The sequence below is a fragment of the Streptococcus oralis subsp. tigurinus genome, assembly GCF_002093545.1.
Lineage (GTDB): Bacteria > Bacillota > Bacilli > Lactobacillales > Streptococcaceae > Streptococcus > Streptococcus oralis_C.
On the sequence record NZ_LNVF01000001.1, the window covers coordinates 612,593 to 633,724 of the forward strand.

The 21,132-nt window shown below is 38.9% G+C and carries 21 protein-coding genes and 1 pseudogene; 16 read left to right on the plus strand and 6 right to left on the minus strand.

Annotated elements, in window-relative coordinates; translation table 11 throughout:
* Positions 1–166: 166 nt before the first annotated feature.
* From ATE34_RS03070 to ATE34_RS03095, 6 genes and pseudogenes are all read left to right on the plus strand, one after another.
* A pseudogene (locus ATE34_RS03070) lies at positions 167–2,143 on the plus strand (peptide ABC transporter substrate-binding protein).
* Positions 2,144–2,259: 116 nt separating this feature from the next.
* On the plus strand, positions 2,260–3,426 hold the full coding sequence (locus tag ATE34_RS03075) for an AI-2E family transporter (RefSeq protein ID WP_000400301.1): 1,167 nt from the start codon (positions 2,260–2,262) through the stop codon (positions 3,424–3,426).
* On the plus strand, positions 3,416–4,645 hold the full coding sequence (locus ATE34_RS03080; protein WP_061598466.1) for a tetratricopeptide repeat protein: 1,230 nt from the start codon (positions 3,416–3,418) through the stop codon (positions 4,643–4,645). Before ATE34_RS03075 ends, ATE34_RS03080 begins: the two co-directional genes overlap by 11 nt.
* 136 nt (positions 4,646–4,781) lie before the next feature.
* Positions 4,782–5,423: an amino acid ABC transporter permease gene (locus ATE34_RS03085; protein ID WP_061598464.1), complete on the plus strand. Its 642-nt coding sequence runs from the start codon at positions 4,782–4,784 to the stop codon at positions 5,421–5,423.
* Between the two features lie 10 nt (positions 5,424–5,433).
* Positions 5,434–6,063, plus strand: a complete 630-nt coding sequence (locus tag ATE34_RS03090) for an amino acid ABC transporter ATP-binding protein (RefSeq protein ID WP_000891744.1) — start codon at positions 5,434–5,436, stop codon at positions 6,061–6,063.
* A 9-nt stretch (positions 6,064–6,072) separates the two neighbouring features.
* On the plus strand, positions 6,073–6,912 hold the full coding sequence (locus ATE34_RS03095) for an amino acid ABC transporter substrate-binding protein (RefSeq protein WP_084911043.1): 840 nt from the start codon (positions 6,073–6,075) through the stop codon (positions 6,910–6,912).
* 227 nt (positions 6,913–7,139) lie between these two features.
* On the opposite strand, the gene lysS is transcribed toward ATE34_RS03095, so the two are convergent.
* The 5 genes from lysS to ATE34_RS03125 all read right to left on the minus strand — a co-directional run bounded on the left by lysS (position 7,140) and on the right by ATE34_RS03125 (position 11,624).
* The gene (gene lysS / locus ATE34_RS03105) at positions 7,140–8,630 is read right to left on the minus strand and encodes a lysine--tRNA ligase (RefSeq protein ID WP_061588136.1); all 1,491 of its coding nucleotides are present in this window, start codon (positions 8,628–8,630) and stop codon (positions 7,140–7,142) included.
* 140 nt (positions 8,631–8,770) lie between these two features.
* Positions 8,771–9,394 carry a histidine phosphatase family protein gene (locus ATE34_RS03110; RefSeq protein WP_084911044.1) on the minus strand — a complete coding sequence of 208 codons (624 nt, stop codon included), beginning with the start codon at positions 9,392–9,394 and terminating at the stop codon, positions 8,771–8,773.
* Entirely contained in the window at positions 9,394–9,876 is a 483-nt protein-coding gene (locus tag ATE34_RS03115; RefSeq protein WP_001085914.1) for an aminoacyl-tRNA deacylase, read from the minus strand. Before ATE34_RS03115 ends, ATE34_RS03110 begins: the two co-directional genes overlap by 1 nt.
* Entirely contained in the window at positions 9,876–10,718 is an 843-nt protein-coding gene (locus ATE34_RS03120) for a DUF368 domain-containing protein (RefSeq protein WP_084911045.1), read from the minus strand. Before ATE34_RS03120 ends, ATE34_RS03115 begins: the two co-directional genes overlap by 1 nt.
* A gap of 105 nt (positions 10,719–10,823) precedes the next feature.
* Entirely contained in the window at positions 10,824–11,624 is an 801-nt protein-coding gene (locus tag ATE34_RS03125) for a glycoside hydrolase family 25 protein (RefSeq protein WP_084911046.1), read from the minus strand.
* A 155-nt stretch (positions 11,625–11,779) separates the two neighbouring features.
* Here ATE34_RS03125 and glmU point away from each other — a divergent pair, with 155 nt between their 5' ends.
* From glmU to ATE34_RS03160, 7 genes are all read left to right on the plus strand, one after another.
* Positions 11,780–13,159: a bifunctional UDP-N-acetylglucosamine diphosphorylase/glucosamine-1-phosphate N-acetyltransferase GlmU gene (glmU, locus tag ATE34_RS03130; RefSeq protein WP_061598458.1), complete on the plus strand. Its 1,380-nt coding sequence runs from the start codon at positions 11,780–11,782 to the stop codon at positions 13,157–13,159.
* A gap of 9 nt (positions 13,160–13,168) precedes the next feature.
* Positions 13,169–13,714 carry an NUDIX hydrolase gene (locus tag ATE34_RS03135; RefSeq protein WP_000393802.1) on the plus strand — a complete coding sequence of 182 codons (546 nt, stop codon included), beginning with the start codon at positions 13,169–13,171 and terminating at the stop codon, positions 13,712–13,714.
* A gap of 11 nt (positions 13,715–13,725) precedes the next feature.
* A complete protein-coding gene (macP, locus tag ATE34_RS03140; protein WP_084911047.1) occupies positions 13,726–14,037 on the plus strand; it encodes a cell wall synthase accessory phosphoprotein MacP in 312 nt (103 codons plus the stop codon).
* A gap of 16 nt (positions 14,038–14,053) precedes the next feature.
* The gene (locus ATE34_RS03145) at positions 14,054–14,746 is read left to right on the plus strand and encodes a 5'-methylthioadenosine/adenosylhomocysteine nucleosidase (protein WP_061598457.1); all 693 of its coding nucleotides are present in this window, start codon (positions 14,054–14,056) and stop codon (positions 14,744–14,746) included.
* 76 nt (positions 14,747–14,822) lie between these two features.
* Positions 14,823–15,317, plus strand: a complete 495-nt coding sequence (rocS, locus tag ATE34_RS03150) for a chromosome segregation protein RocS (RefSeq protein ID WP_000021247.1) — start codon at positions 14,823–14,825, stop codon at positions 15,315–15,317.
* A gap of 80 nt (positions 15,318–15,397) precedes the next feature.
* Positions 15,398–15,991, plus strand: coding sequence for a 3'-5' exonuclease (locus ATE34_RS03155; protein WP_084911048.1), 594 nt, complete (start codon positions 15,398–15,400; stop codon positions 15,989–15,991).
* 8 nt (positions 15,992–15,999) lie between these two features.
* Positions 16,000–17,763 (plus strand): glycerophosphoryl diester phosphodiesterase membrane domain-containing protein, encoded by a 1,764-nt coding sequence (locus ATE34_RS03160; RefSeq protein WP_084911049.1) that lies wholly within the window; start codon positions 16,000–16,002, stop codon positions 17,761–17,763.
* A 38-nt stretch (positions 17,764–17,801) separates the two neighbouring features.
* On the opposite strand, the gene ATE34_RS03165 is transcribed toward ATE34_RS03160, so the two are convergent.
* Positions 17,802–18,101, minus strand: a complete 300-nt coding sequence (locus ATE34_RS03165) for a YbaB/EbfC family nucleoid-associated protein (protein WP_000981516.1) — start codon at positions 18,099–18,101, stop codon at positions 17,802–17,804.
* 422 nt (positions 18,102–18,523) lie between these two features.
* On the opposite strand from ATE34_RS03165, the gene ATE34_RS03170 reads away from it, so the two are divergent.
* The 3 genes from ATE34_RS03170 to ATE34_RS03180 are packed head-to-tail and all read left to right on the plus strand — an operon-like array spanning position 18,524 to position 21,132.
* Positions 18,524–19,231 (plus strand): IspD/TarI family cytidylyltransferase, encoded by a 708-nt coding sequence (locus ATE34_RS03170; protein ID WP_000638516.1) that lies wholly within the window; start codon positions 18,524–18,526, stop codon positions 19,229–19,231.
* 4 nt (positions 19,232–19,235) lie between these two features.
* Positions 19,236–20,258, plus strand: a complete 1,023-nt coding sequence (locus tag ATE34_RS03175; RefSeq protein WP_084911050.1) for a ribitol-5-phosphate dehydrogenase — start codon at positions 19,236–19,238, stop codon at positions 20,256–20,258.
* 16 nt (positions 20,259–20,274) lie between these two features.
* Positions 20,275–21,132, plus strand: a complete 858-nt coding sequence (locus tag ATE34_RS03180; RefSeq protein ID WP_084911051.1) for a phosphotransferase family protein — start codon at positions 20,275–20,277, stop codon at positions 21,130–21,132.

The window sequence follows — 21,132 nt, forward strand, 5'->3', positions numbered from 1 at the left end:
CTTAATAATGATAAGTTCATTATACCACAAAATGAAATTCTTAACTGACTTTCATCATTTTTTGAAAATTACAGAAAACATCTTAGGGAGATTTATTTAGTTTTTACCTTGCTTTCAAAAATCAAAGTGATATAATAATGATATATTTGATTTAAAGGAGTGTCTTATGAAAAAACGTATTTTTCTAACGGCTGCAGTAGCAGTGTTGTCATCAGCACTACTAGCAGCTTGTTCGTCTGGTGGTAAAAACGCCAACCAACCTGTGACTTATACTTATGTCTTCTCATCGGATCCTGCAACTTTGGACTATACAGTTTCTGGAAATTCCAGTACCAAACAGGTGACTGGGAATGTCATCGATGGTTTGCTTGAGAATGACCAATAGGGAAATCTTGTGCCGTCTGTAGCAGAGGACTGGAGTGTTTCTAAAGATGGTTTGACTTACACCTATAAAATCCGGAAAGGGATTAAGTGGTACACTAATGAAGGCGAGGAATATGGTGAAGTAAAGGCTCAGGATTTCGTGACAGGTTTGAAACATGCTGTCGCTAAGAAATCACAAGCCCTCTATCTCGTACAGGATTCAATCAAAGGGTTAGATGATTATATTAACGGGAAAACAAATGATTTTTCTACTGTTGGAATTAAGGCGACAGATGATTATACTCTTGTTTATACGCTTAATAATCCTGAATCTTTCTGGAATTCCAAGACAACGATGGGTGTTTTGGCACCAATCAATGAAGACTTTTTAGCCTCTAAGGGGGATAATTTTGGTAAACCTACTGATGTTACAAGTATTCTATACAATGGTCCTTACCTTCTGAAAGGTCTCACATCGAAATCTTCAATCGAGATGACAAAAAACCAAAACTATTGGGATAAAGGAAATGTCTTTATTGATGATATAAAATTGACCTTCTTTGATGGTCAAGATGCAGACTCTCTTGGTCGTGGTTTTGATGAAGGCCACTACCCAGCAGCTCCCCTCTTTAAGAATTCTGCAAACTATGAGCGATTCAAAGAAAAATATAAAGACAACATTGTGTATGGTCAACAAAGAGGAGGTAGCTACTACATTTCAACTAATATTGACCGTGTAGCCTATAACCATACTTCTAAAACAACGGACGAAGAAAAGACATCTACTAAGAAAGCTTTGTTGAACAAAGATTTCCGCCAAGCTTTGGCTTTTGGAGCAGATCGTAAGGCTGCTGTCTCTCAAGTATTTGGTGATGAAGTTGCCCCTCGTAAATTACGTACTAGCTTTACACCTCCAACGTTTGTTCAAATTGGAGATCAATCTTTTGGTCAAGTAACAAAAGCAGAACTTGACAAGTTGGATACTGCTTGGAGCGATGTTAGCCTAGATGATGCACAAGATTCACTTCATAATGTAGAGAAAGCTAAAACCAAACTTGAAGCGGCTAAGAAAACTCTTCAAGCCGACGGTGTTCAGTTCCCTATTCATTTGGACTTGCCAGTTTCCTCTACTCAAACAGATTTTGTACGTCAAGCTCAATCGTATAAACAATCAATAGAGGAAGCTCTTGGAGTTGAGAATGTGGTGGTTGATATCCAACAAGTTTCTGATGATGAATTGGGAAGTATGACCGTTCTTGCAACTTCAAAAGACAATATCGACTGGGATATCAATCCGAACAGTGGATGGAGCCCAGACTATGCAGATCCATCAACCTATCTTGATACATTTGATCCAACATCTGGACCAACACTTCTTGGAGCACTTGGTATTGCACCAGGATCAGATAGTTCAGCCATTAAGGCAGTAGGATTGGATAAATACAAAGAATTACTTGATGATGCTAACAGTGAGAAAACAGATCTCGAAAAACGCTATTCAAAATATGCTAAAGCTCAAGCATGGTTGACAGATAGTGCTCTAGTTATTCCTGTACACTCAGACGGTGCCCAAATGCTTGTTACAAAGAAAGTTCCAGGAACAGGAGCAGATGGTTGGGTCGGCGATAAAACAGGCGAAAACAGTTATAAATATCTGAAGATTCAAGATAAGATTGTGACAAGTAAAGAAATGGAAGAATTTCGCAAGAAATTTGCTGAAGAAAAAGCAAAATCAAACGAAGAATACCAAAAACAACTATCAAGTCATATTAAAGATTAAATAAATCTCCTCAATTGAGGAGATTTTTCTTTTTGTCTATCTATGTAAGCACTTTAAAAAAGAGTTATTTTAGTCTAAAAATGGTATAATGAGAGAATGACAGAAAGGATGTATTTATGGAACATAAAGAGAAACATTTTAGCCTATCTTGGTTTTTTAAGTGGTTTTTAGATAATAAAGCTATTACTGTATTCTTAGTGACCTTGTTACTGGGCTTGAATCTTTTCATTCTAAGTAAGATTAGTTTTATCTTTTTACCGGTTTTGGATTTTCTAGGAGTTGTCATGTTGCCAGTTATTTTATCTGGTTTACTTTATTACCTCCTCAATCCGATTGTTGACTGGATGGAGAAACACAAGATCAATCGTGTACTTGCCATCAGTATTGTATTTGTCATCATTGGACTTTTTATCATTTGGGGTCTGGCAGTCGCAATTCCAAATCTCCAACGCCAAGTCTTAACTTTTGCGAAAAATGTACCGACATACCTCGAAGATGCTGACCGTGTCATCAATGATCTTGTAACCAAACGTTTGCCAGATGATTTTAGACCACAGTTGGAGCAGGTTCTTTCCAATGTTTCTAGTGAAGCTACCCTGTGGGCCAGCAAAATCTCTTCTCAAGCCGTTAACTGGGTCAGCGCCTTTATCAGTAGTGTTTCCCAGGTCATTGTAGCGGTTATTATCGTACCCTTCATGCTCTTTTATCTTTTGAGAGATGGAAAAGGCTTGCGGGATTACCTAACTAAATTCATCCCAAACAAGTTAAAAGAACCTGTCGGACAAGTTTTGTCAGATGTTAATAAACAGTTATCAAACTATGTTAGAGGGCAGGTTACTGTTGCTATTATCGTGGCAATTATGTTTATTATCTTCTTTAAGATCATTGGTCTCAGATATGCTGTGACTCTTGGGATTACGGCTGGTATCCTCAATCTAGTACCTTATCTAGGTAGTTTTCTAGCGATGTTGCCTGCTTTGGTTTTGGGCTTGATTGCAGGACCTGTTATGCTTTTGAAAGTGATTATTGTCTTTATTGTTGAACAAACGATTGAAGGTCGCTTCGTTTCTCCGCTTATTTTAGGTAGTCAGCTAAACATCCATCCGATCAATGTCCTCTTTGTTCTCCTAACTTCAGGTTCTATGTTTGGTATTTGGGGAGTCTTGCTGGGAATTCCTGTCTATGCTTCTGCCAAGGTCGTTATCTCAGCTATCTTTAACTGGTATAAAAAAGTCAGCGGTCTGTATGAAGAAGAAGGGGAGGAAATCAAGAGTGAACAATAGTCAACGCATGATCCAGGCTCTGGATGAACAGGATTTAACCAAGGCGGATCAGTATTATCACAAAGCCCTCGAAACAGATTCAAGTGAAGTTCTTTACGAACTAGCAAGCTATCTAGAGGGAATTGGCTTTTATCCTCAAGCAAAAGAAATTTACCAACATATCGTTACAGAATTTCCAGAAGTGAATCTGAACTTAGCTAGCATTGCTAGCGAGGATGGCAATGTTGAGGAAGCCTTTGCTTACCTTGAGGAAATCACTTCCGAAAGTGACTGGTATGTATCGGCCTTGGCCTTGAAGGCAGACCTCTATCAGTTGGAAGGATTGACAGATGTAGCGCGTGAAAAGTTACTGGAAGCCCTAAACTACTCAGACGATTCCTTATTAGTTTTTGGTTTGGCTGAGTTGGATAGCGAGTTAGGGAATTATCAGGAAGCCATTCAGGGCTATGCTCAGTTAGACAATCGCTCTATCTATGAGCAAACGGGTGTCTCAACCTATCAACGAATTGGTTATGCTTATGCCCAGTTAGGTAAGTTTGAAGCTGCAACTGAATTCTTAGAAAAAGCTTTAGAATTAGAATACGATGACCAAACTGCCTTTGAACTGGCTAGTCTTTACTTTGATCAAGAAGAGTATCAAAAATCTGTTCTTTACTTTAAGCAGATTGATACCATTTCACCAGATTTTGAAGGATATGAGTATGGTTATAGTCAAGCCTTGCATAAGGAACATCAGGTGGAAGAGGCCCTTCGTATCGTTAAAAAAGGACTGCAGAAAAATCCATTTGAAACCCGTCTCTTGCTAGCTGCTTCTCAGTTTTCGTATGAATTGCATGATCCTAGTGCTGCAGAGCAGTTTCTCCTTACTGCTAAAGAAGATGCAGAGGATACAGAAGAAATTTTTCTTCGCCTCGCAACCATTTATATGGAACAAGAGCGGTATGAAGATATCATTGCTCTCCAAAGTCAAGAACCTGAAAACCTCTTGACCAAGTGGATGATTGCACGCTCTTACCAGGAAATCGAGGATTTAGATAAGGCCTATGAGCTCTATCAAGAACTGTCATCTGACCTCAAGGACAATCCCGAGTTTTTAGAGCAATATACTTATCTCCTGCGTGAATTAGGATATTTTGAAGAGGCCAAGATACAAGCTGAAGCCTATTTAAAACTCGTTCCAGATGATGTTCAGATGCAAGAACTCTTAGAAACACTTTAAAAGTTATCTCTCTAAAAACGTATCCGTCAATTTGGCAGATACGTTTTTTTGGAAGAAATAGAATTTTTTTACAATTACTCTTGCTAAATTGTTTATTTATGCTATAATAGGAACAATTATTTTTAGGAGGTGCAGTATGTCTTATATGTTTGAGATATTACCCAGTTTATTGAACGGTGCAAGTATGACTCTTCAAGTCTTTGCTCTGGTTTTAATTTTTTCAATTCCTTTAGGTATTGTCGTTGCCTTTGCTTTACAAGTCCGCTGGAAACCCCTCCATTATCTCATTGACCTTTATATTTGGGTAATGCGAGGGACTCCTTTGCTCTTGCAATTAATCTTTATTTACTATGTTCTTCCTAGCATTGGGATACGTTTAGATCGTTTGCCTGCTGCTGTGATTGCTTTTGTATTGAACTATGCAGCCTACTTTGCAGAAATCTTTCGTGGTGGGATTGAAACCATTCCCAAAGGGCAGTATGAAGCCGCAAAAGTGTTAAAATTTGGCTCCTTTGATACAGTTCGCTATATCATCCTTCCTCAGGTGACAAAGATTGTCTTACCGAGTGTTTTTAATGAAATTATGAGTTTGGTCAAGGATACTTCTTTGGTTTATGCCCTTGGGATCTCAGATTTGATCTTAGCTAGTCGGACAGCAGCTAATCGGGACGCCAGTCTTGTTCCTATGTTTTTAGCTGGAGCGATTTATTTGATTATGATTGGTCTTGTAACCATTGTAGCGAAAAAACTTGAGAAGAAGTACAGTTATTACAGATAGGAGGATTGCTATGTTAGAATTACGAAATATCAATAAAGCCTTTGGTGGCAAACAAATCTTAACCAACTTTAGCCTATCTATTCCCGAAAAGCAAATCCTTGCAATCGTAGGTCCATCAGGAGGCGGCAAGACCACCTTGTTACGTATGCTAGCTGGATTGGAAACCATCGATTCAGGGGAAATCTACTATAACGGAGAATCGCTAGCTATAGACGAACTAGAAAAGCGCAATCTTCTGGGATTTGTTTTCCAAGATTTTCAACTCTTTCCGCATTTGTCAGTTCTAGATAACTTAACCTTGTCGCCCATAAAAACCATGAGCATGGAGAAGGAAGTTGCTGAGAAGAAGGCGCGTGGTTTGTTAGAACAACTTGGGTTAGCTGGGCATGCAGATGCCTTTCCTTTCTCATTATCTGGTGGGCAAAAACAACGGGTGGCCTTAGCACGCGCTATGATGATAAACCCAGAAATTATTGGATATGATGAACCTACATCGGCCTTAGACCCAGAATTGCGATTAGAAGTAGAAAAACTTATCCTTCAAAATAAAGAGCGTGGGATGACCCAGATTGTTGTGACGCACGACCTTCAGTTTGCAGAAAATATTGCTGATCAGATCCTTAAGGTTGATCCAAAGTAGGAGGTGTCTATGAAGAGAAAGAAAATTGCCCTTGTACTTGCTCTGTTCTTTAGCTTCTTCCTGACGGCTTGTACTCAGAAGGTAAGTGATCCAAATCAGGATAACTGGGCCAAATATCAAAAGCAGGGTAGCATTACCATTGGCTTTGACAATACCTTTGTTCCCATGGGATTTGAGGAAAAGAATGGCAAGTACGCGGGCTTTGATATTGACCTAGCCCAATCTGTCTCTGAAAAGCTAGGAATTAAGATTAAATTTCAACCCATCGACTGGGATATGAAAGAAACCGAACTACAAAATGGTACCATTGATGCCATCTGGAATGGCTATACAGCTACAGATGAACGGAAAGAGAAGGTTGCCTTTACTATTCCTTACATGGAAAATCAACAAGTTTTGGTCTCTAAAAAGTCTCAAAATATCCACTCAATTCAGGATATGACAGACAAAATTTTAGGGGCCCAGGCTGGATCTTCTGGCTATTTGAATTTTGAAGGACAACCCGAACTACTCAAGAACCGAGTGAAAGACCAGAAGGCTAATCAATACCAAAGTTTCAATGAAGCCTTAATTGATTTGAAAAATGACCGGATTGATGCCTTGTTGATTGACCGGGTATATGCTAATTATTATCTCCAGTCTGAAGGGATATTAAATGACTACAATATCTTTTCAGCAGGGTTTGAAAGTGAAGCTTTTGCAGTTGGTGTAAGACCTGCTGATAAAACTTTGTTAGCCGCTTTGAACCAAGCCTTTGTTGCACTATACAAAGAAGGAAAGTTCCAGGAAATCAGCCAGAAATGGTTTGGAGAAGATGTAGCTACCAGTCAAGTTAAAAATCAAGAATAAGAAAAGAGATTGAGGAGAAACTCAATCTCTTTTTGCATCAAAAAATCCTCTGGCAAGTACCAGAGGATAAGAGTTTATACTCAATGAAAATCAAAGAGCAAACTAGGAAGCTAGCCGCAGGCTGCTCAAAACACTGTTTTGAGGTTGTAGATAAGACTGACAAAGTCAGGAACATATATCTACGGCAAGGTAACGCTGACGTGGTTTGAAGAGATCTTCGAAGAGTATTATTTCATTGTTGGGAAGAGCAATACATCACGGATAGTAGTTGTATCAGTAAGGAGCATGCAGAGACGGTCGATACCGATACCCAAACCACCTGTTGGTGGCATACCGTATTCAAGAGCCTCGATGTAGTCGTAATCGATACCTGTTGCTTCATCGTCCCCAAGTTCTTTAGCCTTGGCTTGAGCTTCGAAACGGCTAAGTTGATCGATTGGATCATTCAACTCAGAATAGGCATTTCCGTATTCTTTGGTCATAATGAAGAGCTCGAAACGGTCAGTAAAGCGTTCATCTTCAGGGTTTTTCTTAGCGAGTGGAGATACAGCTACTGGATGTCCATAAACGAAGGTTGGTTGGATCAATGTTTCTTCGACAAATTCTTCAAAGAAGGCATTGATGATGTGACCGACTTCAGTGTAATGCTTTTCAACAGGTACATGTTTTTCATTGGCAAGAGCTACGGCTTCTTCGAAAGTCAAATCTTGCCAGAAGTCAACACCAGTAATTTCCTTGATGGCATCCACCATGTGAACACGTTTAAATGGTTCATTAATCTTGATTTCAGTGCCTTGATAGTTTACTGGACCATCTCCTTTGACAGCCTTTGCAGCATGCTGGATAATACCTTCTGTCAAATCCATAATATCATGGAAATCGGCATAGGCTTGGTAAACCTCAATCATAGTAAATTCAGGATTATGAGTTGCATCCATTCCTTCGTTACGGAAGATACGGCCAATCTCATAGACGCGTTCCATACCACCGACAATTAGACGTTTGAGATGAAGTTCTAGAGCTATCCGAAGCACCATATCAATATTTTGAGCATTGTGGTGTGTAATAAATGGTTTGGCAGCAGCACCACCGGCCTCGTTGTGAAGTACAGGTGTTTCCACTTCAAGAAAATCATGTCCATCTAGATAACGACGAATTTCAGAGATGATTTTTGAACGAGTGACAAAGCGTTCAAAACTTTCGCGATTTGAAATTAAATCAAGGTAACGTTTACGGTAGATAGTTTCAACGTCAGTCAAACCATGGAATTTCTCTGGAAGAGGACGAAGGGCTTTAGATAAGTGGGTGATATGAGTGGCCTTTATAGAAAGTTCTCCCATATCCGTACGCATGATTTCACCTTCGACGCCGAGGAAGTCTCCAAGGTCAGCTTTTTTGAAAATATCGTAGTTCTCATCTCCAACTGTATCTTTACGAACATAGATTTGGATCTGGCCATCACGGTCTTGTAAATGAGCAAAGCCGACTTTCCCTTTTCCACGTTTTGTGACTAAACGACCTGCGATAGTAGCTGTTTCGTTCAATTCGTGTAGTTGTTCTTTATCAAGGTCAGCAAATTTATCTTTTAGTTCTTGAGAGTTAGCAGTACGTTCAAAACGTTTACCGAAAGGATCAATTCCTTGTTCACGGAGCGCAGCCATTTTTTCACGGCGAACGATCTGCTGGTCATTTAGTTCTTCCATATGTTCTGTAGACATGGGTTCCTCCTAATTTTTAATCAAATTTTGAAATAATAAATCAATTTTTCACGATACCCCCATTTTATCATAAATAGCAGAGAAATTCACGGATATTCTTTGAAAACTAAAAAGAACTTGACTATTAAGATCAAGTTCCATTATTTTCTTTGATAGGAAGTGTCATTCCATCTTTCCAGAGTGAAAGTTTCAAAATCCTCAGTGTCCAAAATTGTCAAACTAGCATTGGCCAAGCCCCCATCTTTGCGAAGGTGAGCCTCTTTATAACCTAGAAGTGTCCGTAGGCTAGCAGTCAGATTTGCACCATGACCCACAATCAGGATTCTTTCAGCCTTGCTTCCTTTTAGCGATTTGATAAATTGAATGGTTCGCTGAGTCGTAGAGTAGAGAGATTCGGCTTCAAACATCCTCGTATCAAACTGAGCCAGATTAGAGCGAAAGGCCTTTATTTGTTGAGGGTAGATGGCATTGAGAGTTGCGATTTTTAAACCTTCAAGTTTCCCAAGATGCCATTCACGTAGGTCAGGAATAGTCTCTAAAGGACATTGCGTTTGGAGTTGACTTTGGATAATTTCAGCAGATTTGACCGCTCTTGGTAAATCACTTGAATAAATCTCATCGAAAGGAATTTTGCTGAGATATTGACCGAGCGCCTTTAAGGTATCAATAGACTCAGGAAGAAGAGGTGAGTCCCCTCCGGCACCTTGGAAACGTCCTTCAAGATTCCAGATAGTTCGGCCATGACGCACAAAATAGAGTTTCATCAGTTGTTTTCCTCCAAGATATCTGCAAAATCTGCTTTCACAAAGCTAGCCAAATCTTGTGGAGCAATAATGATACTATGCCCGACTTCCCCAGCAGAGACGATCATTTTGTCTAAATCTAAAGCTGTTTTATCAATAAAAATAGGATAGTTGTGTTTTTGGCGAATGCCGACGGGGTTATTAGCTCCATGAATGTAGCCTGTCGTTTTTTCTAGGTCTTTTTGTGGAATCATACTCACTTTTTTATTACCAGAAACCTTTGCTAATTTTTTTTCAGCGAGGTGTTCTGTTATGGGGACGATTCCGATAATTGGGCCTGTCTTGTCCCCCAGCAGAGCCAAGGTTTTAAAGATATGTGTTCGATCATATTCCGAAGGAAGTTCACCCTCAAGCGCATTGATTTGAATCCCTGTATGCTCAATTCCTGCTTTGGTTAAGATTTGCTCGACAAGAGTTTTTTTAATTTTTACTTTTTTTGCCATTATTTATACTTATCCTCCAATTGACTCATCCAGATACCAAGCCAAATGCCAAGCGCAAAGAAGAAGGCGATGAGAACATAGCTCACGATAGAAAGTCCAGTGTATTGGATACTTTCAGCACTTCCAGCATTTGGAATCAAAATCAAGAGAGTGCTTGATAGCACAATCCCAATAATAAAGTGATAAACACGGGAGTGGTAATTGTTCAAGGCATGGTCCATTAATTTTGAAAAGATAATGAGAGTTGCTCCTGCACCAATCCCGATAGGAAGGAAGGTACCAAATAAATCAAAGGTCTTAAAGCCAGTTAGCATTGGAGCGTACAGTCCTAAAATCAAGAGTAGATTTGATGGACTTAAACCAGGCACCAAGACACCAAGAGCTAAAAGAACACCTGCCAAGATGAAACTAGCGAAACTGGCGCTGAGAGATCCAACAATAAAGTTTAGCGCGTAGAGCCCTAGACCTGAAAGGATAAAGGTAGTCCAGAACCAGACTAGGTCAATCTTGTCACGATCAGATTCTCGAGTAGATTCTCTAAGGAGGCTAGGAACTGTACCGATGATAGCTCCAGCAAAGCTCCATAAAACATAGACTTGGTAATTTTCTAGCAAATACTCAATCGGATAGGAAAACAAACCAATACCTAGCAACATCCCGATAGCTACTGGGATAAAGTATAGGACATTCTCTTTAAAATCCTTAAAGGGATGAGCCAGAAAACTAATCATTCGCTCGTAAATTCCCAAAATCGCTGCTAGAACACCACCAGAAATTCCGGGTAGGATAAATCCTAAGGCGATGACGATTCCTTTGATAACTCTTGCAATCCATGAAAACATATTAGACTCCTCAATTTCATAAATTTCTTTCTCTGTCTTATCAATTATAACACAGACAGCAAAAAAATGAAAAAGCAAGTGAAAAAGTTGCGATTTTCACTTGCTTTATGGTCTTAAAAATAGCTTTCGGAAGGTTTCTTCTTTTTCCTTATCAGTAGAAATGAGATTGATGTCTAGGTGATGTTCAAATCCTGCAATTTTTCCTTTGGAAGTATACTGATGGAGGTCATAGTCTAAATCAGTATTGGGTGTGGACTCAAAGTAGCCTGAGTCTGTCCCATAAGAAGGAATCCAAACAGCGGAGAAATTTTCCGTATTGATGCTATGTTCTTGCATGAAATAAACACCAATGTAAATCCCGATATTTTTAGCGCCCAGCGATTCAAGTTTAGCTCGAAAAGCTTCGACTCCGTCATTCATATCTGCCATTGTTTTTTTCTCAACGTCAAGCCAGTAATAACTAGGGTTGTATGGAGAAGCAGAATTGTAGAAAACTTCAGCCGCTTTTTCCATTTCTTCTTTGTTCGTACCAGCTAGATAAGCATAGACGGCTACGGGAACATTGCGCTTTTGAAATTCTGAAATGTGATTTTTATAGGATTTATCGACCCCGTTGATAAAGGCTGCATCATTTGCTTCCGTGTGTTGAGTACCACTGTGTACGCGAACAATAGCTCCAGAAATATTTTGAGATAAAATATCGTAGTTTATCTCCTCCGGTCTTTGCCAACCAGAAATGTCAATAATGGGTTTATCAAGATTATGCAAGGCCTGGTTTTCAACTTGGACAGTGTTACTTTTTGACTTGACCGAATGATCTTCATAAGCTGGTTTATTAAAGATTAAAATAGCTATAACAATGGTGAATAGACTAAAAATAATAGCTGGATGAATCTCTTTTCTCATATCTAATTAGTTTAACGTAAATAGATAAAAAAATCAAAGAAAACGTTGAAAAGATGAATGAACTAGCATGTTTTCCCCTATTTCTCTGTTTGTTTACTCCTAAGGAAGTAAATTATGGTATAATATAAGGGAATTTTTACAGAAAAGAGAATAGTATGTCAAATTATGCCATTATCTTAGCAGCGGGTAAAGGTACTCGCATGAAATCAGATCTTCCAAAGGTACTTCATAAGGTAGCAGGAATTTCGATGTTGGAACATGTTTTTCGTAGTGTTGGTGCTATTCAACCCGAAAAAACAGTTACGGTAGTGGGACACAAGGCGGAGCTAGTTGAGCAAGTATTGGCTGGTCAGACAGACTTTGTTACCCAATCAGAACAACTAGGAACTGGGCATGCCGTTATGATGGCAGAGCCTATTCTCCAAAATCGCTCTGGGCACACCTTGGTTATTGCTGGAGATACTCCTCTGATTACAGGTGAAAGCTTGAAAAATCTCTTGGATTTCCATATCAATCACAAAAATGTGGCGACTATTTTAACGGCTGAAGCAGCAGATCCTTTTGGGTATGGTCGTATCGTCCGTAACGATAATGCTGAAGTTCTTCGCATTGTGGAGCAGAAAGATGCCACAGATTTTGAAAAGCAAATTAAGGAAATCAATACAGGAACATATGTATTCGACAATGAACGTCTTTTTGAGGCCCTTAAAAACATCAACACCAACAATGCCCAAGGTGAATACTATATTACTGATGTGATTGGTATTTTCCGTAACGCAGGTGAGAAGGTTGGCGCCTATACTCTCAAGGATTTTGATGAAAGTCTTGGAGTAAACGACCGTGTGGCTCTTGCCACTGCGGAAGCAGTGATGCGCCGCCGTATCAATCAAAAGCACATGGTTAATGGTGTTAGCTTTGTCAATCCTGAAGCAACTTACATTGATATTGATGTCGAGATTGCACCTGAAGTTCAAATCGAAGCCAACGTTACCTTGAAAGGTCAAACGAAGATTGGGGCGGAAACTGTTTTAACAAATGGAACTTATATCGTGGATAGCGCTATCGGAGCTGGAGCTGTGATTACGAATTCCATGATTGAGGAAAGTACAGTTGCAGATGGTGTGACAGTCGGTCCGTATGCTCATATTCGTCCAGGCTCAAGTCTTGCTTCTCAAGTTCACATTGGAAACTTTGTTGAAGTAAAAGGATCTTCAATCGGTGAAAATACTAAGGCAGGTCATTTAACCTATATCGGAAACTGTGAAGTGGGTAGCCATGTTAACTTTGGTGCAGGTACGATTACAGTTAACTACGACGGGAAGAATAAGTACAAGACTGTCATTGGCAACAATGTCTTTGTTGGATCAAACTCAACCATCATTGCTCCAGTAGAACTTGGTGATAATTCACTAGTTGGAGCTGGTTCAACGATTACAAAAGATGTTCCAGCTGATGCCATTGCTATTGGACGTGGACGTCAAGTTAATAAAGATGAATATGCATTACGTTTGCCTCATCATCCTAAGAATCAGTAGGAGTCTATCATGGAATTTGAAGAAAAAACGATTAGCCGGAAGGAAATCTACCGAGGTCCTATTTTTAAGCTAGTGCAAGATCAGGTGGAACTACCAGAAGGGAAGGGAACTGCCCAACGTGATCTGATTTTTCACAATGGAGGCGTATGTGTTCTAGCTGTAACAGCTGAGGATAAAATCGTCCTTGTTAAGCAATACAGAAAAGCTATTGAAGCTATCTCTTATGAAATTCCTGCTGGTAAACTGGAAATTGGTGAAAATGCAGATCCCATGTCGGCAGCCCTTCGTGAATTGGAGGAGGAGGTTGCCTATACGGGTAAGTTAGAGCTTCTATATGATTTCTACTCTGCTATTGGTTTTTGTAACGAAAAATTAAAACTCTACCTCGCAAGAGATTTAACTAAGGTGGAAAATCCTCGTCCGCAAGATGATGATGAAACCTTGGAAGTTCTAGAGGTCAGCCTTGAGGAAGCAAAAAACTTAATTCAGTCTGGCCATATCTGTGATGCCAAGACGATTATGGCAATCCAGTACTGGGAATTGCAAAAGAAATAGAGGAGTAGCCCATGGGAAAACCTTTGTTAACAGATGAAATAATCGAACGTGCCAATCGTGGGGAGAAAATCTCTGGGCCACCTCTTCAGGATGACGAGGAAACTAAAATTTTATCAACTTCTTCACAAAACTTTGGTTATTCACGTTCTATAGACTATAATTCTATTCAAGATACTTTAACAATCGAAGTAGAGCCAACGATTCATAAGAGCCGTCGCATTGAGAATACCAAGAGAAATGTTTTTAACTCGAAATTAAACAGAATCTTATTTACAGTCATCCTACTCTTGATTTTACTTGTGTTGGCGATGAAACTTTTGTAATAGAAAAGGAAATAAAATGAAAATTGGAATCATTGCAGCAATGCCAGAAGAGCTCGTACACTTGACTCAGAATTTAGATCGAGCACAAGAAGTCCAAGTCCTCGGAAATACTTACTACACTGGCACTGTTGGCAAGACAGAAGTTGTTCTAGTTCAGAGTGGGATTGGAAAGGTCATGTCAGCTATGAGTGTAGCTGTTTTAGCTGACCATTTTCAAGTAGAAGCCATTATCAATACAGGATCAGCAGGTGCTCTTGCAAAAGGGATTGCTGTTGGAGATGTTGTGATTGCGGATAAATTGGCTTACCATGATGTGGATGTAACTGCTTTTGGCTATGCTTATGGCCAAATGGCTGGTCAACCTCTTTACTTTGAATCCGATAAGAAGTTCATCGCTAGGATTAAAGAAAACTTATCTCAATTAGAGCAGATATGGCACCTAGGCTTGATTGCTACAGGGGACAGTTTTATAGCTGGGGAGGATAAGATTGCTAGTATTAAGTCCCACTTCCCAGAAGTTTTAGCAGTTGAAATGGAAGGGGCAGCAATTGCACAGGCGGCTCAGGCTCTTGGCCTACCTTTCTTGGTCATTCGTGCCATGAGCGACAATGCTAATCACGAAGCTTCTATCTCTTTTGATGAGTTTATCATTGAAGCTGGACGTCGTTCTGCTCAAGTTTTACTGGCCTTTTTAAAGGCTATGGATTAAGCGAAAATTTGACAGTTTATCTAGCTTATGATAAGATTTAAGTAAAGAAAAGCTAGAAAACGTTTCAGAGGATATTATGAGTATTGAAATGACCGTCAGTGAGATTGCGGAGGTCCTAGGACTCTCTCGTCAAGCAATCAACAATCGTGTCAAAGAACTTCCAGAAGAGGACACGAAAAAAAATGACAAAGGTGTAACTGTAGTTACTCGAAGTGGCTTGATTAAGCTAGAAGAAATCTACAAAAAAACGATTTTTGAAGATGAACCAGTCAGTGATGATGTCAAACAACGCGAACTGATGGAAATCTTGGTCGATGAGAAAAACGCTGAAATTCTTCGCTTGTACGAGCAACTTAAGGCCAAAGACCAGCAGTTAGCAGAAAAGGATGAACAGATGCGCATCAAAGACCGTCAGATTGCAGAGAAGGACAAACAGTTGGATCAACAACAACAGTTAACTCTTCAAGCCATGAAGGATCAAGAAAGTTTGAAACTAGAGTTGGACCAAGCAAAAGAAGAAGTTCAAGCTACCAAAAAAGGCTTTTTTGCTCGCTTATTTGGAGGAAAATAAAGAAGCTGTTTGGGTTATTCACTAACCTGATAGCTTCTTTTATTATTTATAGTTAAAATGAGTCGAAATTGAGGTAAAAGATGGAAAAATTAAGAGATTATATTGCCTTTGATTTGGAGTTTAATCAACACGATGGGGTTACTCATTTAATTCAAGTATCAGCAGTCCGCTTTCAAGATGGACAAGAAAGTGCTGCTTTTGATTCTTATGTTCATACTACAGCACCTTTAAAGAGTTTTATCAATGGTTTGACTGGAATCACAGCTGAAACCTTGAAAGATGCGCCAATGGTGGAACAAGTTTTAAGAGATTTTCAGACCTTTGTTGGTAATTTACCTATGGTTGGTTACAATGCGGCCAAGAGTGATCTGCCTATTCTCTTGGAGCACGGTATCGATTATCGTGACCAGTATAAGGTTGATCTATATGATGAGGCTTTTGAACGGCGTGGTTCTGACCTACACGGGATAGCTAATCTTAAATTACAAACTGTTGCAAGTTTTTTAGGCTTTCACGGGAAGTCACATAACAGTTTAGAGGATGCCCGCATGACGGCGCGTGTTTACGAAGCCTTTTTAGAATCGGATGAAGGAAAGCTATTAATAGAAGACCAGAGTAGTTTTTCTCTGAATAATCCTTTCGGTGGCTTAGATTTATCTCAATTTTTAGACTAGGAGTGCCTATGAAACCTGAAAAACCTAAAAAGCTAGGTTTTAGGAAGATATACTATAACCTAGATAAAATACTATTTCTATTTTTCTTGATTTTCATGATGGTAGAGTTTGTTTGGTTGCCATTGAATTCATGGATAGCTGGCATACTTCTAAGACAAACAGGTTACTTGTTTATCTCCTACAATAACTTTTGGGCGATTATACAAGGCTCGCCTTTTGTCAGTTTAGCCTTTCTCATTTTAATAGCAATCAATCTTTTAGTGGCTTATTTTCAAATCTGTCTTTTGTTTATCGGGGCGCGTCACCTCCTCTACCATGAAAAGAGAACCCTGATTGAATATAGTCGAAAAGTCTTTCACCAGAGCTTTCTATTTGTCAAACGATTGAGCTTTTGTAAGATGGCCTTTGTCTTCTTTTATGTAGCTCTACTTTTTCCTTTTATTAGGAAAATTTTAAAAATCTACTATCTCAATAAGATTATTATCCCTGATTTTATCGTTACATACCTAGAAGATAAGAACTGGCTGGTAGGGCTGTTGATCATAGCATCCGCTTGGATCTTTCTCTACATTTCTGTTCGTTTCATGTTTGCCCTTCCTAAGATTCTCTTTGAAAGAAAGACAGTAAGAGAAAGTGTGAAATATAGTCTCCAAAAGACGAAGAAAAACGTTCTTTTCTTCTCTTGGCATCTCCTACTCATTATCATTAAAACCTATCTCTTCTTCTTTGTCTTGTTAATTCCCTTGCTCTTTGCTCAGGCGGTAATGGATAACTTTACTCAAAAAGAATCCTTGATTCTTGGTGTGATTAATTTTATCTTGATTAAAAACCTCCATTACATGACTCTGACTTATTTCCTAGTGAAGTTTGTTTCCTTCCTGACGGGAGAAGAGTTGGAGATCATGCCAAGGCGAAAAAAAGATCATCTGATGAGATGGGGTGTCATGGGGTGTGCAAGTATCTTCTTTGCTTTAGAAGGTTACATCTATTTGGAGTCTCCGGATACCAATACACCTTTAGTGATTTCGCACAGAGGAGTAAGTAATAAAAATGGTGTTCAAAATACTGTGCAGTCTTTGGAAAAAACAGCTCAACTAAAACCAGATCTCATTGAAATGGATGTTCAGGAAACGAAAGACGGTCAGTTCGTGATGATGCACGATGCTAACCTTAAATCGCTAGCAAGAATTAATGCTACACCGCAAGACTTAACTCTGGATGAATTAACAAATACAGATATTTACGAGAATGGTTATCAAACAAAGATTTCAAGTTTTGATGCCTATTTAGAGCGAGCAAATGCTTTAAACCAAAAATTGCTGATTGAGATTAAAACCAGTAAAAAAGATAGCCCACAAATGATGGACCATTTCCTTGAAAAGTATGGAACGACGATTAAGAAATATGGCCACCAGATGCAGTCACTAGACTATCATGTGATTGATAAGGTCTTGGCTTACGATCCTGAAATTCCAGTGTACTTCATTCTGCCATATAATAGTGTGTTTCCGAGAACCAAGGCGACTGGTTATACCATGGAATATTCAACTTTGGATGAATACTTTGTCAATAAACTTTGGACAACAGATCAGAAACTATATGTTTGGACTGTGAATAGTTCTGAGTCCTTTGATAAGGCAGTCAGACTTGGAGCAGATGGAATGATAACGGATGATCTTGAAATGGTCCAGTCACAAGTCACAATGGCTCAAGATGATCCGGAATACACGGAATTACTCTTAAAGAAAGCAATGGAATTCTTTGATTTCTAAGAAAAAAAGAGAAACAGATGTTTCTCTTTTTTTGTGGATTAGAAAGGCAATTTTCCAGCGAAAGCACCGAGTTTCTTCTTAGTCGTTTCATCAATTTGTTCAAGTGCAGCGTTAATCGCTTGAACAGTCATGTCAGAAAGGGTTTCAAGATCTTCTGGATCTACAACTGCTGGATTAAAGTCAATGCTGACCACTTTCTTATCACCAGTTAGAGTTGCTTGGACAAGGTCTTGAGCTGATTTTCCAACAAATTCCATGGCAGCGAGTTCTGCTTGACTTTGTTCCATTTGTTTTTGAAGTTTTTGTGCTTGGCGCATCATGTTCTGCATGTTCATCATAGCGGTTTATAGTTTCCTTTTTCTATTATTTTCTTTTTTATTTTACCAATTTTAGGAGCAAAAGTCTAACAATAGTTTAAAACATCGTAGAGATTGCTTTCTTAAATTTACAAAAATGGATGCCACAATTTTCCTAGCTTTTTCTTGTATTTCTAAAAATATGTTTAAGTTTTCTTTAAGGTTTCTATTATATTCTAAAGAACTATATATTAACCGAACGTTGAATGAGGGGTATAGAGAATAACCTAAATTTATTTCTTAATTTATTATAATTTTTCAGACTTTGTTGAATATTGTTCATTTTTCATCCTAATAATGAGCCGATTCACATGGTGGTTCTTTATCTTTTCTTCATGATAGGCATATATTGTGATATAATAGATAGTAATGAGTTTTTTAGAATAAACTAAAGGAGAATATAAATGATCTATGCAGGAATCCTAGCCGGAGGAACTGGCACACGCATGGGAATCAGTAATTTACCAAAACAATTCTTGGAGTTGGGTGATCGACCTATTTTGATCCACACAATCGAAAAATTTGTTTTGGAACCAAGTATTGAAAAAATTGTAGTTGGAGTTCATGGAGACTGGGTGTCACACGCTGAGGACCTAGTTGACAAGTATCTTTCTCTTCACAAGGATCGCATCATCATTACCAAGGGTGGTGCTGATCGCAATACCAGTATTGAGAAGATTATAGAAGCCATTAATGCCTACCGTCCAATCACTCCAGAAGATATCGTGATTACCCATGACTCTGTTCGTCCTTTTATTACACTTCGCATGATTCAGGACAATATCAAACTCGCCCAAAATCATGATGCGGTTGACACAGTAGTAGAAGCGGTTGATACCATTGTTGAAAGTACTAATGGTCAGTTTATCACGGATATTCCAAATCGTGCTCACCTCTATCAAGGTCAAACACCTCAGACTTTCCGTTGCAAGGATTTCATGGATTTGTATGGTTCCCTATCTGATCAAGAAAAGGAAATCCTAACGGATGCATGTAAGATTTTTGTTATCAAAGGAAAAGATGTTGCTCTAGCTAAAGGGGAATATTCAAACCTTAAAATCACAACTGTAACAGACTTGAAAATCGCAAAAAGCATGATTGAGAAAGACTAAGGCTATGATTAATCAAATTTATCAACTGACAAAACCAAAGTTTATCAATGTACAATACCAAGAAGAGGACATTGATCAGGAGAACCATATCCTGATTCGTCCAAATTATATGGCGGTTTGTCATGCGGATCAACGATACTATCAAGGGAAGCGTGATCCAAAGATATTGGCTAAAAAACTTCCTATGGCCATGATTCATGAGTCTTGTGGAACTGTTATTTCAGATCCGACTGGGACTTATGAAGTCGGTCAAAAGGTGGTCATGATTCCAAATCAACCGCCTATGCAGAGTGACAAGGAATTCTACGAGAACTACATGACAGGGACCTACTTCCTATCTAGTGGTCACGATGGTTTTATGCGAGAATTTGTCTCTCTTCCAAAAGACCGAGTCGTTTCTTATAATGATATCGAAGATACAGTTGCAGCAATTACTGAGTTTGTAAGTGTTGGTATGCATGCTGTGGATCGATTCCTGCATCTTGCTCATAGCAAGCGAGAGCGCATCGCTGTTATTGGAGATGGTAGTTTGGCCTTTGTGGTTGCCAATATTATCAATTACACACTACCGGAAGCAGAGATTATCGTTATTGGTCGCCATTGGGAAAAATTGGAGCTCTTCTCTTTTGCAAAAGAGTGCTATATCACGGATAATATCCCAGAGGATTTGACCTTTGATCATGGATTTGAGTGTTGCGGTGGTGATGGTACAGGACCAGCTATCAATGACCTGATTCGCTATATTCGTCCACAGGGAACGATTCTCATGATGGGAGTGAGCGAATACAAGGTTAATATCAATACACGAGATGCTTTGGAAAAAGGATTGTTATTAGTAGGCTCATCTCGTTCAGGACGCGTCGATTTTGAGAAGGCCATTCAAATGATGGAAGTTAAAAAGTTTGCGAATCGTCTGAAGAATATCCTTTATGTTGAAGAGCCTGTGAGAGAAATCAAGGACATTCACCGTGTCTTTGCTACAGACCTAAATACTGCTTTCAAAACAGTATTTAAGTGGGAAGTGTAGAAGATGGAGATTAATTGTGGAGAAACTCATCAAAGAAAAAATTTCTTCTTTACTATCTAATGAAGAGGAAGTACTCAGTGTTGAACAGCTGGGAGGCATGACCAATCAAAACTATTTGGTTAAAACAACCAACAAACAGTATATTGTGAAATTTTTTGGTAAAGGGACTGAAAAACTCATCAATCGTCAAAATGAAAAGTACAATCTTGAACTTTTAGAGGATTTAGATTTAGATGTCAAAAATTATCTTTTTGATATTGAGTCAGGGATTAAAGTAAATGAGTACATCGAATCAGCAGTAACTCTTGATTCAACATCAATCAAGTCCAAGTTTGAAAAGATTGCACCAATTTTACAAACCATCCATGCTTCAGGGAAAGAATTAAGAGGAGAGTTTGCTCCTTTTGAGGAAATCAGCAAATATGAATCCTTGATTGAGGGAGCTATCCCTTATGAAAACTATGAAGCTGTAAGAAAAGATGTATTTTCACTAGAAAAGAGATTGGCTGATTTGGGTGTTGATAGAAAATCCTGTCATATCGATTTGGTACCAGAAAACTTTATCGAGTCACCACAAGGTCGTTTGTATTTGATTGACTGGGAATACTCTTCTATGAATGACCCGATGTGGGATTTGGCAGCTCTTTTCTTAGAGTCTGAATTTACAAAGCAAGAGGAAGATGATTTCTTTTCCTACTATGAAAGTGACAAAACGCCTGTATCACGTGAGAAGATTCGTATCTATAAAATCTTGCAAGATACTATCTGGAGTTTGTGGACAGTGTACAAAGAAGCTCAAGGAGCTGATTTTGGAGATTATGGTATCAACCGTTACCAAAGAGCTGTCGAAGGTTTGACTTATTATGGAGGTTAG

Excerpts from the sequence above, each read along its gene's own strand:
- ATE34_RS03075 (WP_000400301.1), top strand. The coding sequence starts at position 2,260 with ATGGAACATAAAGAGAAACATTTTAGCCTATCTTGGTTTTTTAAGTGG.
- ATE34_RS03085 (WP_061598464.1), top strand. The coding sequence starts at position 4,782 with ATGTCTTATATGTTTGAGATATTACCCAGTTTATTGAACGGTGCAAGT.
- ATE34_RS03090 (WP_000891744.1), top strand. The coding sequence starts at position 5,434 with ATGTTAGAATTACGAAATATCAATAAAGCCTTTGGTGGCAAACAAATC.
- ATE34_RS03095 (WP_084911043.1), top strand. The coding sequence starts at position 6,073 with ATGAAGAGAAAGAAAATTGCCCTTGTACTTGCTCTGTTCTTTAGCTTC.
- lysS (WP_061588136.1), bottom strand. The coding sequence starts at position 8,630 with ATGTCTACAGAACATATGGAAGAACTAAATGACCAGCAGATCGTTCGC.
- ATE34_RS03110 (WP_084911044.1), bottom strand. The coding sequence starts at position 9,394 with ATGAAACTCTATTTTGTGCGTCATGGCCGAACTATCTGGAATCTTGAA.
- ATE34_RS03115 (WP_001085914.1), bottom strand. The coding sequence starts at position 9,876 with ATGGCAAAAAAAGTAAAAATTAAAAAAACTCTTGTCGAGCAAATCTTA.
- ATE34_RS03120 (WP_084911045.1), bottom strand. The coding sequence starts at position 10,718 with ATGTTTTCATGGATTGCAAGAGTTATCAAAGGAATCGTCATCGCCTTA.
- ATE34_RS03125 (WP_084911046.1), bottom strand. The coding sequence starts at position 11,624 with ATGAGAAAAGAGATTCATCCAGCTATTATTTTTAGTCTATTCACCATT.
- glmU (WP_061598458.1), top strand. The coding sequence starts at position 11,780 with ATGTCAAATTATGCCATTATCTTAGCAGCGGGTAAAGGTACTCGCATG.
- ATE34_RS03135 (WP_000393802.1), top strand. The coding sequence starts at position 13,169 with ATGGAATTTGAAGAAAAAACGATTAGCCGGAAGGAAATCTACCGAGGT.
- macP (WP_084911047.1), top strand. The coding sequence starts at position 13,726 with ATGGGAAAACCTTTGTTAACAGATGAAATAATCGAACGTGCCAATCGT.
- ATE34_RS03145 (WP_061598457.1), top strand. The coding sequence starts at position 14,054 with ATGAAAATTGGAATCATTGCAGCAATGCCAGAAGAGCTCGTACACTTG.
- rocS (WP_000021247.1), top strand. The coding sequence starts at position 14,823 with ATGAGTATTGAAATGACCGTCAGTGAGATTGCGGAGGTCCTAGGACTC.
- ATE34_RS03155 (WP_084911048.1), top strand. The coding sequence starts at position 15,398 with ATGGAAAAATTAAGAGATTATATTGCCTTTGATTTGGAGTTTAATCAA.
- ATE34_RS03160 (WP_084911049.1), top strand. The coding sequence starts at position 16,000 with ATGAAACCTGAAAAACCTAAAAAGCTAGGTTTTAGGAAGATATACTAT.
- ATE34_RS03165 (WP_000981516.1), bottom strand. The coding sequence starts at position 18,101 with ATGATGAACATGCAGAACATGATGCGCCAAGCACAAAAACTTCAAAAA.
- ATE34_RS03170 (WP_000638516.1), top strand. The coding sequence starts at position 18,524 with ATGATCTATGCAGGAATCCTAGCCGGAGGAACTGGCACACGCATGGGA.
- ATE34_RS03175 (WP_084911050.1), top strand. The coding sequence starts at position 19,236 with ATGATTAATCAAATTTATCAACTGACAAAACCAAAGTTTATCAATGTA.